Source organism: Aeromonas sp. s9 (assembly GCF_040907765.1).
Taxonomy (GTDB): domain Bacteria; phylum Pseudomonadota; class Gammaproteobacteria; order Enterobacterales; family Aeromonadaceae; genus Aeromonas; species Aeromonas caviae.
Genome location: NZ_JBFOCK010000062.1, coordinates 1 through 12,997 on the forward strand (window position 1 = coordinate 1; position 12,997 = coordinate 12,997).

12 protein-coding genes and 9 tRNA genes are annotated in these 12,997 nt (G+C 58.4%); 4 read left to right on the plus strand and 17 right to left on the minus strand.

Translation table 11 applies throughout. The features are described from left to right. The first annotated feature begins 108 nt into the window (after positions 1-108). The 3 genes from AB5Y54_RS11345 (at position 109) to AB5Y54_RS11355 (ending at position 2,958) form a co-directional block, all read left to right on the plus strand. Positions 109-1,140 carry an IS630-like element ISAhy2 family transposase gene (locus tag AB5Y54_RS11345; protein ID WP_001809438.1) on the plus strand — a complete coding sequence of 344 codons (1,032 nt, stop codon included), beginning with the start codon at positions 109-111 and terminating at the stop codon, positions 1,138-1,140. Between the two features lie 631 nt (positions 1,141-1,771). Continuing rightward, the gene (locus AB5Y54_RS11350; RefSeq protein ID WP_128344369.1) at positions 1,772-2,485 is read left to right on the plus strand and encodes a hypothetical protein; all 714 of its coding nucleotides are present in this window, start codon (positions 1,772-1,774) and stop codon (positions 2,483-2,485) included. Between the two features lie 221 nt (positions 2,486-2,706). Beyond that, complete coding sequence (locus AB5Y54_RS11355; RefSeq protein WP_041212573.1) at positions 2,707-2,958, plus strand: hypothetical protein; 252 nt, start codon at positions 2,707-2,709, stop codon at positions 2,956-2,958. A gap of 39 nt (positions 2,959-2,997) precedes the next feature. On the opposite strand, the gene AB5Y54_RS11360 is transcribed toward AB5Y54_RS11355, so the two are convergent. The 4 genes from AB5Y54_RS11360 to yqfB all read right to left on the minus strand — a co-directional run bounded on the left by AB5Y54_RS11360 (position 2,998) and on the right by yqfB (position 5,577). After that, positions 2,998-3,639: an HAD family phosphatase gene (locus tag AB5Y54_RS11360; RefSeq protein WP_041212574.1), complete on the minus strand. Its 642-nt coding sequence runs from the start codon at positions 3,637-3,639 to the stop codon at positions 2,998-3,000. Positions 3,640-3,807: 168 nt separating this feature from the next. Further along, positions 3,808-4,176 carry a DUF1622 domain-containing protein gene (locus AB5Y54_RS11365; protein WP_368153789.1) on the minus strand — a complete coding sequence of 123 codons (369 nt, stop codon included), beginning with the start codon at positions 4,174-4,176 and terminating at the stop codon, positions 3,808-3,810. A gap of 60 nt (positions 4,177-4,236) precedes the next feature. Then, positions 4,237-5,157, minus strand: a complete 921-nt coding sequence (locus AB5Y54_RS11370; protein WP_128343941.1) for an alpha/beta hydrolase — start codon at positions 5,155-5,157, stop codon at positions 4,237-4,239. A gap of 87 nt (positions 5,158-5,244) precedes the next feature. Beyond that, on the minus strand, positions 5,245-5,577 hold the full coding sequence (yqfB, locus tag AB5Y54_RS11375; protein WP_128343943.1) for a N(4)-acetylcytidine aminohydrolase: 333 nt from the start codon (positions 5,575-5,577) through the stop codon (positions 5,245-5,247). A 270-nt stretch (positions 5,578-5,847) separates the two neighbouring features. Between yqfB and AB5Y54_RS11380 the strand changes: the two genes are divergently transcribed. Next, a complete protein-coding gene (locus AB5Y54_RS11380) occupies positions 5,848-7,680 on the plus strand; it encodes an SLC13 family permease (RefSeq protein WP_134996623.1) in 1,833 nt (610 codons plus the stop codon). Between the two features lie 201 nt (positions 7,681-7,881). Here AB5Y54_RS11380 and AB5Y54_RS11385 read toward each other — a convergent pair. The 13 genes from AB5Y54_RS11385 to ispE form a co-directional block, all read right to left on the minus strand. Beyond that, a tRNA-Leu gene (locus tag AB5Y54_RS11385) sits at positions 7,882-7,965 on the minus strand. Positions 7,966-7,973: 8 nt separating this feature from the next. Further along, positions 7,974-8,050, minus strand: a tRNA-Met gene (locus AB5Y54_RS11390). Positions 8,051-8,086: 36 nt separating this feature from the next. Further along, positions 8,087-8,161, minus strand: a tRNA-Gln gene (locus tag AB5Y54_RS11395). Between the two features lie 46 nt (positions 8,162-8,207). After that, positions 8,208-8,284, minus strand: a tRNA-Met gene (locus AB5Y54_RS11400). Between the two features lie 39 nt (positions 8,285-8,323). Then, a tRNA-Gln gene (locus AB5Y54_RS11405) sits at positions 8,324-8,398 on the minus strand. A 41-nt stretch (positions 8,399-8,439) separates the two neighbouring features. Beyond that, positions 8,440-8,514: transfer RNA gene (locus AB5Y54_RS11410), tRNA-Gln, on the minus strand. 42 nt (positions 8,515-8,556) lie between these two features. Beyond that, positions 8,557-8,631 (minus strand) — tRNA-Gln (locus tag AB5Y54_RS11415). 8 nt (positions 8,632-8,639) lie between these two features. Then, a tRNA-Met gene (locus AB5Y54_RS11420) sits at positions 8,640-8,716 on the minus strand. Between the two features lie 235 nt (positions 8,717-8,951). Then, positions 8,952-10,043 carry a redox-regulated ATPase YchF gene (gene ychF, locus AB5Y54_RS11425; RefSeq protein WP_010673843.1) on the minus strand — a complete coding sequence of 364 codons (1,092 nt, stop codon included), beginning with the start codon at positions 10,041-10,043 and terminating at the stop codon, positions 8,952-8,954. Positions 10,044-10,174: 131 nt separating this feature from the next. Then, complete coding sequence (gene pth, locus AB5Y54_RS11430; protein ID WP_041215615.1) at positions 10,175-10,771, minus strand: aminoacyl-tRNA hydrolase; 597 nt, start codon at positions 10,769-10,771, stop codon at positions 10,175-10,177. 249 nt (positions 10,772-11,020) lie between these two features. Beyond that, positions 11,021-11,968, minus strand: a complete 948-nt coding sequence (locus tag AB5Y54_RS11435; protein ID WP_010673845.1) for a ribose-phosphate pyrophosphokinase — start codon at positions 11,966-11,968, stop codon at positions 11,021-11,023. Between the two features lie 239 nt (positions 11,969-12,207). Next, a tRNA-Gln gene (locus tag AB5Y54_RS11440) sits at positions 12,208-12,282 on the minus strand. Beyond that, a partial coding sequence (ispE, locus tag AB5Y54_RS11445) for a 4-(cytidine 5'-diphospho)-2-C-methyl-D-erythritol kinase (protein WP_368153794.1) occupies positions 12,262-12,997 on the minus strand: 736 nt, incomplete at its 5' end. The genes ispE and AB5Y54_RS11440, both read right to left, overlap by 21 nt.

The window sequence follows — 12,997 nt, forward strand, 5'->3', positions numbered from 1 at the left end:
TAAATAGCTGTTCCGAATAGTAGATCACCGGAGGAAGGGAACTCAGTCCAGTTTGTGCGATCTGATTAGTCGCTAAACAAAACAAGCCACACCCAAAGGACTGAGTTGATGCCTATCCTACCACCTCTGCCACGACCACAACGGCGCCGCATTCACAAAATCATCCATGCCACCCGTGATAAAGGACATGCTCGTCGCTTGATGGCCATCTTGCTGTTACATGAAGGACGCACGATCACCGATGTTCATCACCTTACCGGCGCTGCGCGCTCGACCATCGGTCGTTGGCTTCGGTGGTATCGAGATGAAGGCATAGATGCGCTAGAAGCCTTACCGGCTGGCCGTGCCCCAGTCTTACCTATCGCCAAGATTGTCACCCTACTGGTGCTGCTCATGCAGTTTTCTCCGCAAGATTTTGGTTATCAGCGCAGCCGTTGGTGTACTGAACTATTGGCTATAAAAATCAATCGGTTAACAGGGCTCAATGTGGCAGCCTCCACGCTCCGCCGATGGTTACCTCGTATGGGCATTGTCTGGCGCAGGCCCGTGCCGACCTTGCGGATAAAAGACCCAGCCTATCAGGAAAAAATGGCGAATATCGACGCCGCGCTGGCCCGCTGTGATGCCGATAATCCGGTGTTTTATGAGGATGAAGTCGATATAGACCTCAATCCCAAATTAGGAGCCGACTGGATGTTCAGAGCGCAGCAAAAGCGGGTTGTCACACCGGGGCAGAATGCCAAGCATTATCTGGCAGGCGTTCTCCACGCAGGCAACGGAAGGGTACTTTACGTCAGCGGGATCAAGAAAAACTCATCGCTGTTTATTGCCATGCTGGAAAAGCTGCGCCACCACTACCGACGAGCCAAAACCATCACGTTGATCCTCGATAACTACATCATTCACAAAAGCAAACAGACCGAGCGATGGTTGAAGAAGAATCCCAAGTTCTGCCTGGTGTTCCAGCCAGTTTACAGCCCTTGGGTTAATCACATAGAACGGCTATGGCACAAGTTACATGAAACCATCACGCGCAATCATCAATGCAGAGGGATGGCAAACCTGCTGGCCCGAGTGAAACACTTCATGGATACCGTGTCTCCTTTCCCGGGGAATGGCTATGGCACAGCGAAGGTGTAGCACTATTGGGATCAGTTATTTAGTTAGAGTGGATGGGGTCGAGATAGCTGATATGAAACTGTGCCTGGATGATGAAAGGAAAACACTGGAAGGTTGAATTAGGGTTTTTTGGACTGATGAAATAATCGAACGGCTTAAAAAAGAAGTGGTCTCGGAGATTAGTCTCGATCATTATCTGGGAGATGATAACAGGGGGGGCGGTTATGATGTTATCCTTGGATAGAGAAGGAGGTCATTACTAAAAATATTACACCCACCAAAATCACGGTTTACTCAGCCAATTCATCTACACGCCACAAAATGGAGTTAGGAATAGCTGCAATAAATTGCTTTATAAAATAACATGGAATAAATTACTAGTGGACGGCTACGTAACCATAACATAGAAGTTTAATTTTTTCAAAAATCCCACTTGCAGGTTGAGAATATTGTAATCATATGTATCTTTTTCGCCATGTTGATTTTTCATTTTGTCTGGATAGGTATAAAAGACTCTTAAATAATTTAAGGTTGAGTAGTCATTTGGGTTCGCGCCAATTTTAAAGCCAATTCTTTGAGTAGGTTTTATCTTGACTTTTCTTGGGTTAAATATAAGTATTGTTTCGCTGCCAGATGGGCATGGGAGAAATAAATGATAGCGTTGAATGACAAAAAAGCTATGGCTGCTTATATCGGAAATCTGTATGAGCTAAGTGACAACAATCTGGGGTGGGGACTCCTCTTCGGTCCATGTGAAAACATGTTAGTACCACGTTATCCTATCGCTTTTTTTGGTTTGAACCCAGGTGGCAGTGGTTGGACGGAAGGTTCTATTTCTAGTGAAGGAAAATGTGCTTATTACGATGAGTCATGGGGTGCACCCGCCGGAGAGGCTCCGCTCCAGCAGCAGATGCGTAGTCTTTTTTCTCCACTAGGAAAAATGGTCGGTGCCACTTATCAAGAGCTAATGGATGGATGTTTGATGGCCAACTATATCCCGGTTCGGTCACCTAATTGGCAGGCGCTGAAGAACAAGCCATTAGCTATTGAGCATATGCGTTTATTTTGGGCTATGCGACTTCGGCAGGTTCACAGTAATCTTTATATCACTATTTCAAAGTTAGTATTTGATGAACTACATCATCTGTTGGTGGAGCAAGGATATCACCAGATTGGTAGAGAGCATCGAGCTCAGATCGGTTGGGGGCGAGTGACGTATCAGATCCGTTGGTATGAACGAGAAGGTAAAAGGTCCATGCTAGTCAGGCTGCCTCATCTGTCCACCTATAAGATCTTCAGCAACAAAAAATGTGAAGAACAGATTGCCTACATCATGAGCGAAGCAGCATCAGTTCTCTCGAATTAGGATTGTCAAAGTCTCTGCCGACAAGCTCTTTGCCATGTGATGGCTGCCGTGAACAAAACGCCCCGCCAGGGGCGTTTTTTTATGGATTTACGCCGGCCTGACACGCTCTTTACCTCCCCTTGACCCATCCGCCCGCGACGATTCGCTAGCATGATGCCGCCCGCTGCCGTGGGCCATCGCCGCACCGTGCCGGCGTATGCCACCCGTCTTGGAGTCATGTCATGAAGATTGTTCTGCCCTTGCTGCTATCCCTCACCACCCTGACCGCCGCCGCGGGCGATGAGGGCAGCCGTACCCCGCCCAAGCCCCCGCGCGAGATGTCGGCCGAGATGACGGCGGCGTTCGAGAGTTGCAAGGAGCATGGCAAACCGGGGGAGTCGGAATTTGACAACTGCATGTCAGATCTGGGATTTGAGCGGCCGGACGGCCCGGCCCCGGCAGGTGGAAAGGAAGGGGAGACTAAGGCCGAGTAAGCTGGAGCGGGCCCGCCGGTCAGGTCGGGCCCGCGCCGATCACACCCGTTGCAGCGCCCCTTCGGTGGCCAGCAAGGTAGTCATGCCCGCGGCCTTGCCTGCCTGAATGCCGATCCGGGTGTCTTCGAACACCAGGCAGTTGGCCGGGTTGGCGCCGAGCAGCTCTGCCACCCTGAGGAAGGTATCGGGATGGGGCTTGTGGTTGTCGACGTCGTCGGCGCTCACCAGCACGGGGATGAAGGCGTCGAGCCCGGTCTGGCGCAAGATGTGCGCCGCATGCTCCCGGGATGAACCCGTGCCTATGCCCATGGGCACCTTGCCGTGGTACTGCCTGACCAGATCCCACATGGCGGGAAACACCCGGACGTCGTCGATCCGTGCCAGGTAGAGGGCGACCTTGCGCCGGGCGAAGGCCTCCACGTCGATCTCCATCCCGTGTTGCTCTGCCAGCATGGCCACTATCTTGCGGGTAGGGATGCCGCCGTACTCGTTGAGCTGCACGCGATCGAACGGCAGACCGAACTCGGCGCTGGTCGCCTCCCAGGCATCCAGGTGCAGGGGCATGGAGTCCACCAGGGTGCCATCCATGTCGAAGATCAGGGCGTCGTAGTCTGCACATTGGGCGCGTTCAAACGGGGCGTGTTCAGGCTGAAAGTGTTCAAGCGGGGCATGTTCGGGCATGGGGCGTCCTCTTTGGCAAAGGCCCACCCTACCAGATCCGGGCCGCAGATGCCGCATCCCGGGTCACGATAGGCAGCTGCGCTGATCAGGGCCCATTTGACCGGGCGTTCGCGTTCACTTGGCTACGGCTATCGCGGTACAGGGCGCCGCTTGTCGGCGCCGAGCATCCTAGCGCGCCTGTGCCCCTTGCCCCTGCTGGCGCTCGGCCTGGGCGCCCAGCTCCTTGCCGAGGAAGTAGTTCAGGAAGGTGCGGATCACCGCGATGATGGCGAGGCGGACCAGCTCCTCCTTGCTCGGCGCCACCGTGGTGGCCAGGATGTCGGCGGCGAGCTGGAACTCCAGCGCCAGGATGAGCCAGCTGCCGAAACAGAGCCGGATGCGGGGGAAGCCGGGCTCGTGATCCCGCACCCGCACCGCCAGCCAGAGGATCTTGCCGAGCCCCATCACCAAGCAGGCGATGGAGATGAGCTCCAGCAGCAGCTGGAACAGCTCGACCCCGTGCATCATGGCCTCTCTCAGGCTCGCTATCTCAAACACGTTCGGCACCTCCCTGATTCAAAAGAGACACTTTTAGCACGGCGCCGGGCTTGGGCCAACTCAGATCCCCCTGAGCAGGGTGGCGACCTGGTCGATGAGCTGGCGGGCGGCAGGGCTGACGGCCGCCAGCTGGAAATACCCGTGGATGACGCCGAGCTGGCGCTGGCAGGTGGCGCTGACCCCGGCTTGCAGCAGCTTGCCATAGAGGGCCTCTCCTTCGTCCCGCAGCGGATCGTATTGGGCGGTCACTATGTGGGTCGGGGGCAGGCCATCGAGGGCAGGATGATAGAGGGGGCTTGCCTCGGGATGGCGGGCGGGCAGGGCGCCCAGGTAGGCCTCGAACCCGCTTAGCAGCATGTCCCGGGTGATGAGGCAGTCGTCGCCAAACTCGTCATAGCTCGGGCTCTCGCCCAGGGCGTCCAGCATGGGGTAGAGGAGGAGCAGGGCGGCGGGCAGGGCCTCCCCAGCCTCCTTGAGGCGCAAGGTGGTGACCAGGGCGAGGTGACCCCCGGCACTGTCCCCGGCGAGCAGAATGCGCTCGGGGTCTCCCAGCCAGGTTGCGATATCCGCCATGATGGCCCGGGTGGCGGCCAGGGCGTCATCGTGGGCGGCGGGATAGGGATGCTCGGGGGCGAGGCGGGTGTGGACGGCGAACACCAGGGCGTTGGCCCGGTTGCACAGCATCCGCATCTGGCGATCGTGGGTCTCGAAATCCCCGCTGACAAAACAGCCGCCGTGAAAATAGATCAGCACCGGATACGCGGGGTCCGGTTTGTCTGCGGGCCGATAGCAGCGGATGGCGTGGTGATCGGCCTGCCACTCTTCGATGGCGCCCACCTCTTCCCGCTCACCGCCCAACAGGGCAGAGGCTAGGTAGCCGTCACGGCGCGCCTGCCAGCTCAGCTGGCTCGCCTTGGGACGACCTGCGGCGATGAAGTCTGTCACCATGGCTGCGATGGCCGGTTCGAGTTGTTTTTCCATAAAACACCAATGACTGTATATAAAAACAGTCATTGTGCGCTTTTGGCCCGTGAGCGCAACCGGCGTTAGCTGAGGCAGCTCACAAAATCAGGCTTCAATCAGCACGAATTCAATCACATAGAGGGGCGGCAGTGCGGGGTAGATATCGCGGATCACATCTTTAAGCTCGGGGAGGGTCATGTTCTCCTGACGGGCGTGCTCGTCGTTCAGCGCCTCGAAGGCGACCGCCTTGACCGAGATGACTTCAATGGTGCCAAAAGGCTGGTGTTCCGGGTTGGTGAACAGGGCCAGGCGCTGGCCGGGCCGCCAGTTTGCCTCGCTCTCGTCGCGGATGGTGATAGTCTTTCGGCCAGCCTGGATGTCGGCGACAAAGCGGCTGAAGAAGGTGAATGCCGGGTAGGCCGGGGTGTGCTGGGTCATGTCGTCTCCGAAGGGCAAGGGGTGAGAGGGCGGCTCAGGCCGCGGCGGGCCCATTTTAGGAGGGGCGGGGGGAGCGTGCAGCACTTTTTACCCCGACATGTGAAGGGCGACCGACTGCGTTCACGGACCGGTAAAATGGCCGCAACTGAACCTGAATGTGAGATGATGCGGTCTCCTCTTTCTTGATATGTAACAAATCAAGGGGACGGGCTCTGTGGTCTGATGGCGTCCGGGGCCGGCCGTGGTTGACGTTGAACAAAAGGAGCAAGTGTGAATTCCGAGTTGATCTGGGTGCTCAGCATGCTGGTGGGTGCCATTCTCCTGTTTATTACCAACAAGGTACGCATGGACGTGGTCGCCTTGTTGATCATCATCCTGTTCGTGTTGAGCGGCACCCTGACTCTGCCGCAGGCGCTGGCAGGATTCAGCGATCCCAACGTCATTCTGATTGCCGCCCTGTTCGTGGTGGGGGAGGGGCTGGTGCGTACCGGCATCGCCTATCAGGTGGGAGATGCCCTGGTGAAGGTGGCCGGCAGCAGCGAAACCCGCATGCTGGTGCTGCTGATGGTGGCGGTGGCGACCCTGGGTGCCGTGATGAGTTCGACCGGGGTGGTGGCCATCTTCATCCCCGTGGTGCTGAGCGTGGCGAACCGGATGGGGATCCCGGCGGGCAGACTGATGATGCCGCTCGGCTTTGCCGGCCTTATCAGCGGCATGATGACGCTGGTGGCAACCCCTCCCAACATGGTGGTCAACAGTGAACTGATGCGCCACGACATCCAGGGGTTCGGCTTCTTTGGCTTTACCCCCATGGGAGTCATGATTCTGGGGATGGGGATCCTCTACATGCTGCTGATGCGCACCTCCTTGGTGCGTGAAGGGGAAGAGGGCAAGAGCAAGCAGATGGGACGCAGCACCATGCGGGATCTCATCCGTGACTACCGGCTGGCCGGGCGAGCACGCCGACTGGCGATCCGGCCCGATTCCCCCCTGATCGGCCAGACCCTCGACGAGCTGCAATTGCGTGCCCGCTTCGGGGCCAACGTCATCGGGATGGAGCGCTGGCGCAAGTTCAGGCGAGTGATGGTCAGTGTCACCGGGGTGACCGAGTTCCAGGCCAAGGATGTGCTGCTCATCGACATGTCGGATCCCGAGGTGGATGTGCGGGAGTTTTGCAGCGAGGCGCGGCTCGAGCCCATGATATTGCGCGGGGAGTATTTCTCCGACCAGGCGCGGGAGGTGGGCATGGCGGAGGTCTCCCTCATCCCTGGCTCCCGGCTGCTCGGCAAGAGCATCCGCGAGGTGACCTTCCGTTCCCGTTACGGTCTGAGTGTGGTGGGGATCCGCCGGGATGGAGAGGCGCTGACCGGCAAGCTGGTGGACGAGGCGCTGCTGATGGGGGATACCCTGCTGGTGGTGGGGAACTGGAGCCTCATTCGTCAGTTGCAGACTCATCATCGCGATTTTCTGCTGCTGGGCCTGCCTGCGGAAGTGGACGAGATGGCGCCGGCCCGCAGCCAGGCCATTCACGCCCTGATTGCCCTCGGGGTCATGATAGTACTGATGGTGACGGATCCCGTGCCCAACGTGATCGCAGCGCTCATCGCCTGCCTGCTGATGGGCAAGTTCCGCTGCATCGATCTGGAGAGTGCCTACAAGTCCATCCACTGGCCGACCCTGATCCTCATCGTGGGCATGCTGCCCTTTGCCCTTGCATTGCAGCAGACCGGCGGGGTGGATCTCATCGTCGGTGCGCTCATCTCGGCAGTGGGGGAGATGGGCCCCAGGGTGATGCTGGCCAGCCTCTTCGCGCTCTGTGCCGTCATCGGGCTCTTCATCTCCAACACGGCGACGGCGGTGCTGATGGCGCCCATCGCGCTGGGTACTGCCCATCAGATGGGGGTGTCGCCTTATCCCTTTGCCATGACCATCGCCATCGCCGCCTCGGCAGCCTTCATGACGCCGGTCTCGTCGCCGGTCAACACCCTGGTGCTGGGCCCGGGCAACTACAAGTTCATGGACTTCGTGCGCATTGGCGTGCCCTTCACCTTGCTGGTGATGGTGGTGAGCGTCATCGCCATCCCCTGGTTCTTCCCGTTCTGACGACAGCAAACGATATGGCGGCCTGCGGGCCGCCTTTTTATTGCCCGCAGCGCTCTGCGAGATGAAAAGGGCGGCATCACGCCGGAGCAGGGCATTGCGCCGTCATGAAGTGGCGTTGCAGGAGTGGAGAGGGGAAGAAGAGCGGCAAACGCCGGATACAAAAAAACCAGCCTGAGCTGGTCTGTTTGGTACTGCTTTCGATGGTGCGGAAGGAGAGACTCGAACTCTCACGCCTAGGGCGCCAGAACCTAAATCTGGTGCGTCTACCAATTTCGCCACTTCCGCAAGAATAATGGTGGCTATGACGGGATTCGAACCTGTGACCCCCGCATTATGAGTGCGATGCTCTAACCAACTGAGCTACATAGCCGTCTTGTGCACGACTTGCGTCGAATACAAGCAAAAATGGCTGGGGCACTAGGATTCGAACCTAGGTATGGCGAGATCAAAACCCGCTGCCTTACCGCTTGGCGATGCCCCAACAGTGTTCTTTGCAATCGGATGATTGAAGGAACGTTTTTCAAACATGGTGGCTATGACGGGATTCGAACCTGTGACCCCCGCATTATGAGTGCGGTGCTCTAACCAACTGAGCTACATAGCCGTTTGTTGTCAACCACATAGGTGGAAGAGAACATAAAAATGGCTGGGGTACTAGGATTCGAACCTAGGGATGGCGAGATCAAAACCCGCTGCCTTACCGCTTGGCGATACCCCAACAGCGATGCCTGACAGAGACTATCAAGCATCATTCAAAAATGGCTGGGGTACTAGGATTCGAACCTAGGGATGGCGAGATCAAAACCCGCTGCCTTACCGCTTGGCGATACCCCAACGACGATGCCTGACAGAGACCATCAAACATCATTCAAAAAATGGCTGGGGTACTAGGATTCGAACCTAGGGATGGCGAGATCAAAACCCGCTGCCTTACCGCTTGGCGATACCCCAACTAGAGATGGTGGCTATGACGGGATTCGAACCTGTGACCCCCGCATTATGAGTGCGATGCTCTAACCAACTGAGCTACATAGCCAACCGTGCTTCCAGTGAGTCGTTGCCTCGTCACTGTGCGGCCGGAATTATGCGTATCTGGCTCTGGGGCGTCAACCCTTTTTTTGTTTGAAAAAACGAATTTGGGTGCGTTTGGCGAGTTATTGGCCGCTGTCGTGCAAAAGCCCAACAATCTGGTTTTTTTTACGACATTCGCACCCAGATCGCGCCTCTGGCCAGATAAAAAAGAGGCCAGCAAATGCTGGCCTCTCATGGGGTTAGACGTTGAACAGGAAGTTCATGATATCGCCATCCTTGACGATGTAGTCTTTCCCTTCCGCGCGCATCTTGCCTGCTTCCTTGGCGCCTTGCTCACCCTTGTAGGTGATAAAGTCGTCGAAGGCGATGGTCTGGGCGCGAATAAAGCCTTTTTCGAAGTCGGTGTGGATCTTGCCAGCGGCCTGCGGGGCGGTGGCGCCTACCGGAATGGTCCAGGCGCGCACTTCTTTCACACCGGCGGTGAAGTAGGTCTGCAACTTGAGCAGCTCGTATCCGGAGCGGATCACCCGGTTCAGGCCCGGCTCCTCGATGCCCAGATCCGCCATGAACTCGGCGCGGTCTTCGTCGTCCAGCTCGGCGATGTCCGCCTCGATGGCGCAGCAGACGACCACGACAACGGCGTTCTCGGCGGCGGCTATCTCACGGACCTGATCCAGGTAGGGGTTGTTCTCGAAGCCATCTTCCGCCACGTTGGCGATGTACATGGTGGGTTTCAGGGTCAGGAAATTGAGGTGGCTGACGGCGTCCAGCTCATCCTTGTCCAGCTTCATGCCGCGGATCATCTGGCCGTTTTCCAGGGCAACCTTGATCTTCTCCAGCACTTCCACTTCCAGCTTGGCATCCTTGTCGCCGCCCTTGGCACGCTTGGACTGGCGATTGATGGCGCGCTCGCAGGCATCCAGGTCGGAGAGGGCCAGCTCGGTGTTGATCACCTCGATGTCGTCGGCCGGGGAGACCTTGCCCGCCACGTGGACGATGTTCTCGTCCTCGAAGCAGCGTACCACGTGACCGATGGCTTCGGTTTCACGGATGTTGGCCAGGAACTGGTTGCCAAGGCCTTCGCCCTTGGAGGCACCGGCCACCAGGCCGGCGATGTCCACGAACTCCATGGTGGTCGGCACGACACGCTGCGGATTGATGATGGCCGCCAGCTGGTCGAGGCGGGGATCCGGCATGGGGACCACACCCGTGTTCGGCTCAATGGTGCAGAACGGGAAGTTGGCGGCTTCGATGCCGGCCTTGGTCAGCGCATTGAACAGGGTGGATTTGCCTACATTGGGCAGGCCCACGATACCGCATTTAAAACCCATGGATTGTTACCTTGTTGATGGATGCTTCAAGGGGCCGCGCGGGCGGCCCGTGTCGTGTTGCTTGACCCCGAGGCGAGGGATCTCGCCAGAGGCCGGTCATCTTGAACAGCCTGGTCATGCAGGCTGAAGGCCTAGACTTTCTCGGCCTTGAAACTGTGCAGGCGATTCATGGCCTTGGTCATGTCCTGCTTGAACAGGATGTCGGTGGCGCGCAGGGATTCGTCCAGCGCGGCCTCAATCAGACTCTGCTCACTGCTGGGCGCCTTGGTCAGCACGAAGCCGGCGACCAGCTCCTTGGCGCCCGGATGGCCGATGCCAAGGCGCAGCCGGAAGAAGTTATTGTTGTTGCCCATCCTGGCGATGATGTCCTTGAGGCCGTTATGGCCGCCGTGACCACCCCCTTGCTTGAACTTGGCGATGCCGGGAGGCAGGTCCAGCTCGTCGTGGGCCACCAGGATCTCTTCCGGGGCGATCTGGTAGAAGCGCGCGAGCGCCGCCACGGCCTTGCCGGAGAGATTCATGTAGGTGTTCGGGATGAGCAGCCGCACATCCTGCCCGTCCACCAGGAAGCGGGCGGTGTGGCCGAAGAACTTGGGCTCTTCGCGCAGGCTGACATTGTGCCAGCGTGCCAGTTGCTCCACATACCAGGCGCCCGCATTGTGGCGGGTCTTGGCATATTCGGGGCCGGGATTACCCAGCCCGACAATCAGTTTGATTTGACTTGTCACGCTTGATGTCTTCACTCGCTACTTGCCATGGGCGGATGACCCGGGGCAATGGGACGCAATATTCTAGCCGCCGAGTGGCGATCACTCAACCAAAGTGCGGCAAGGTCGGGGAAAAGCCGGACAGAAGGGCTCGGGTGGGGTGGCTCGTCCGAGGTTTTCGTTTCTTGCCGAGTGGAGGCTGGCGGTTGGCGCCAGGCACCCAAAAAAACAAAAACCGCCATTCGGCGGTTTTTGTCACGACAGGGTCTATCAATGCTCGAACATGGCAGAGATGGACTCTTCGTTGCTGATGCGGCGAATCGCTTCGGCCAGCACGGAGGAGAGGGTCAGCTGCTTGACCTTGCCGACTGCCTTCATCTCCGGGGTGAGCGGGATGGAGTCGGTGATGATCAGCTCGTCGATGACCGAATTCTTGATGTTTTCAACGGCGGTGCCGGAGAAGACAGGGTGGGTCGCATAGGCGAATACGCGCTTGGCACCACGCTCTTTCAGCGCTTCGGCCGCTTTGCACAGGGTGCCGCCGGTGTCGATCATGTCGTCGACGATGACGCAGTCACGACCGGCCACGTCGCCGATCAGGTGCATGACCTGGGAGACGTTCGGACGGGGACGACGCTTGTCGATGATGGCGATGTCGGTGTCGTCCAGCAGCTTGGCGATGGCACGGGCACGGACCACGCCGCCGATGTCCGGTGACACGACCACGGGGGATTCGAGGTTCTTGGCCTTCATGTCTTCCAGCAGCACCGGGCTGCCGAACACGTTGTCGACGGGGACGTCGAAGAAGCCCTGGATCTGCTCGGCATGCAGGTCAACGGTCAGCACACGGTCCACACCCACGCTGGAGAGGAAGTCGGCGACGACCTTGGCGGTGATGGGCACACGGGCGGAGCGGACGCGGCGGTCCTGACGGGCATAACCAAAGTAGGGGATAACGGCAGTGATACGGCCAGCTGAAGCACGACGCAGTGCATCCACCATGACGATCAATTCCATCAAATTGTCGTTGGTCGGGGCACAGGTGGATTGAATGATGAAGATATCGCCACCGCGTACATTCTCGTTGATCTGTACGCTGATCTCGCCGTCGCTAAAGCGACCTACGGCAGCATTGCCGAGTTTGATAAACAGGCGATCTGCGATCTTCTGGGCTAGTTCCGGCGTTGCGTTACCAGCAAACAGCTTCATGTCAGGCACGGTTTGAAACCTCGGGGTTGCATCCAGTATGTGGGGAGTCTGATTTTAGACCCGTATCGTTTGGGGGCAAACGATTTAGCAAGATGACGGACAAGGTCTCTGGGCGATGTCGAGGATGGCGTCTCATCACCCGCAGGGTGGGTGGACGGGAATCCACCTTGAGCGCCATCGCGTCAGATTGGCCCAAGACACATCGACGAGGTCAACACCTCCCGATACGGCCTCAACAAGGAGAGAGTTGGCTGGGGTACTAGGATTCGAACCTAGGAATGGCGAGATCAAAACCCGCTGCCTTACCGCTTGGCGATACCCCAATCACTCACTTGTTGCAAAGTGACGAAGAGTGGTGATATGTTCTCGCCCTTGGCGACAAACCCATCCCAGCCTTCCGGCACTCTTGCCAACACCTTCCGAGCAGCCATTTCGTCTTCAAATCGAGCAAAGACGCAGGCGCCAGTGCCCGTCATTCTTGACGGCGCGTATTCTAGCAACCAGCCGAGCGCATTGGCAACCTCGGGGTGGCGCTTTTTCACCAGTAGCTCGCAATCGTTTTTCCACTCTCCTGCCAGCAGATTGTCCAGGGTCATCTTGGGGGTGTTGCGGGGCAGGTCGGGATCCTGGAACACTGCGGCGGTGGCCACATGGCAATCCGGCTTGAGTACCAGGTACCAGGCATCCGGCACCTCGACCGGTTGCAACCGCTCCCCCACGCCCTCGGCGAAGGCGGCCTTGCCCCGCACGAACACCGGCACGTCGGCGCCCAACTGCACTCCGAGCTCGGCCAGCTCGTCTTCACTCAAGCCTGCTTGCCAGAGGTGGTTCAGGGCCACGAGGGTGGTGGCCGCGTCCGACGAGCCGCCCCCGATGCCACCGCCCATGGGTAGTACCTTCTCCAGCCGGATATGGGCTCCCTGCGGACTGGCCAACCGGCTCTGCAACAGTCGCGCAGCCCGGATGATGAGGTTTTGTTCATCGGGCACGCCGGGAATGGCCGGGCTCAAGGTGAGCTGGTCGCTGCCGGGGATCGGC

What these genes read in the sequence shown, in the direction of transcription:
- AB5Y54_RS11345 (WP_001809438.1), top strand. Translation starts at nt 109, where the DNA reads ATGCCTATCCTACCACCTCTGCCACGACCACAACGGCGCCGCATTCAC.
- AB5Y54_RS11350 (WP_128344369.1), top strand. Translation starts at nt 1,772, where the DNA reads ATGATAGCGTTGAATGACAAAAAAGCTATGGCTGCTTATATCGGAAAT.
- AB5Y54_RS11355 (WP_041212573.1), top strand. Translation starts at nt 2,707, where the DNA reads ATGAAGATTGTTCTGCCCTTGCTGCTATCCCTCACCACCCTGACCGCC.
- AB5Y54_RS11360 (WP_041212574.1), bottom strand. Translation starts at nt 3,639, where the DNA reads ATGCCCGAACATGCCCCGCTTGAACACTTTCAGCCTGAACACGCCCCG.
- AB5Y54_RS11370 (WP_128343941.1), bottom strand. Translation starts at nt 5,157, where the DNA reads ATGGAAAAACAACTCGAACCGGCCATCGCAGCCATGGTGACAGACTTC.
- yqfB (WP_128343943.1), bottom strand. Translation starts at nt 5,577, where the DNA reads ATGACCCAGCACACCCCGGCCTACCCGGCATTCACCTTCTTCAGCCGC.
- ychF (WP_010673843.1), bottom strand. Translation starts at nt 10,043, where the DNA reads ATGGGTTTTAAATGCGGTATCGTGGGCCTGCCCAATGTAGGCAAATCC.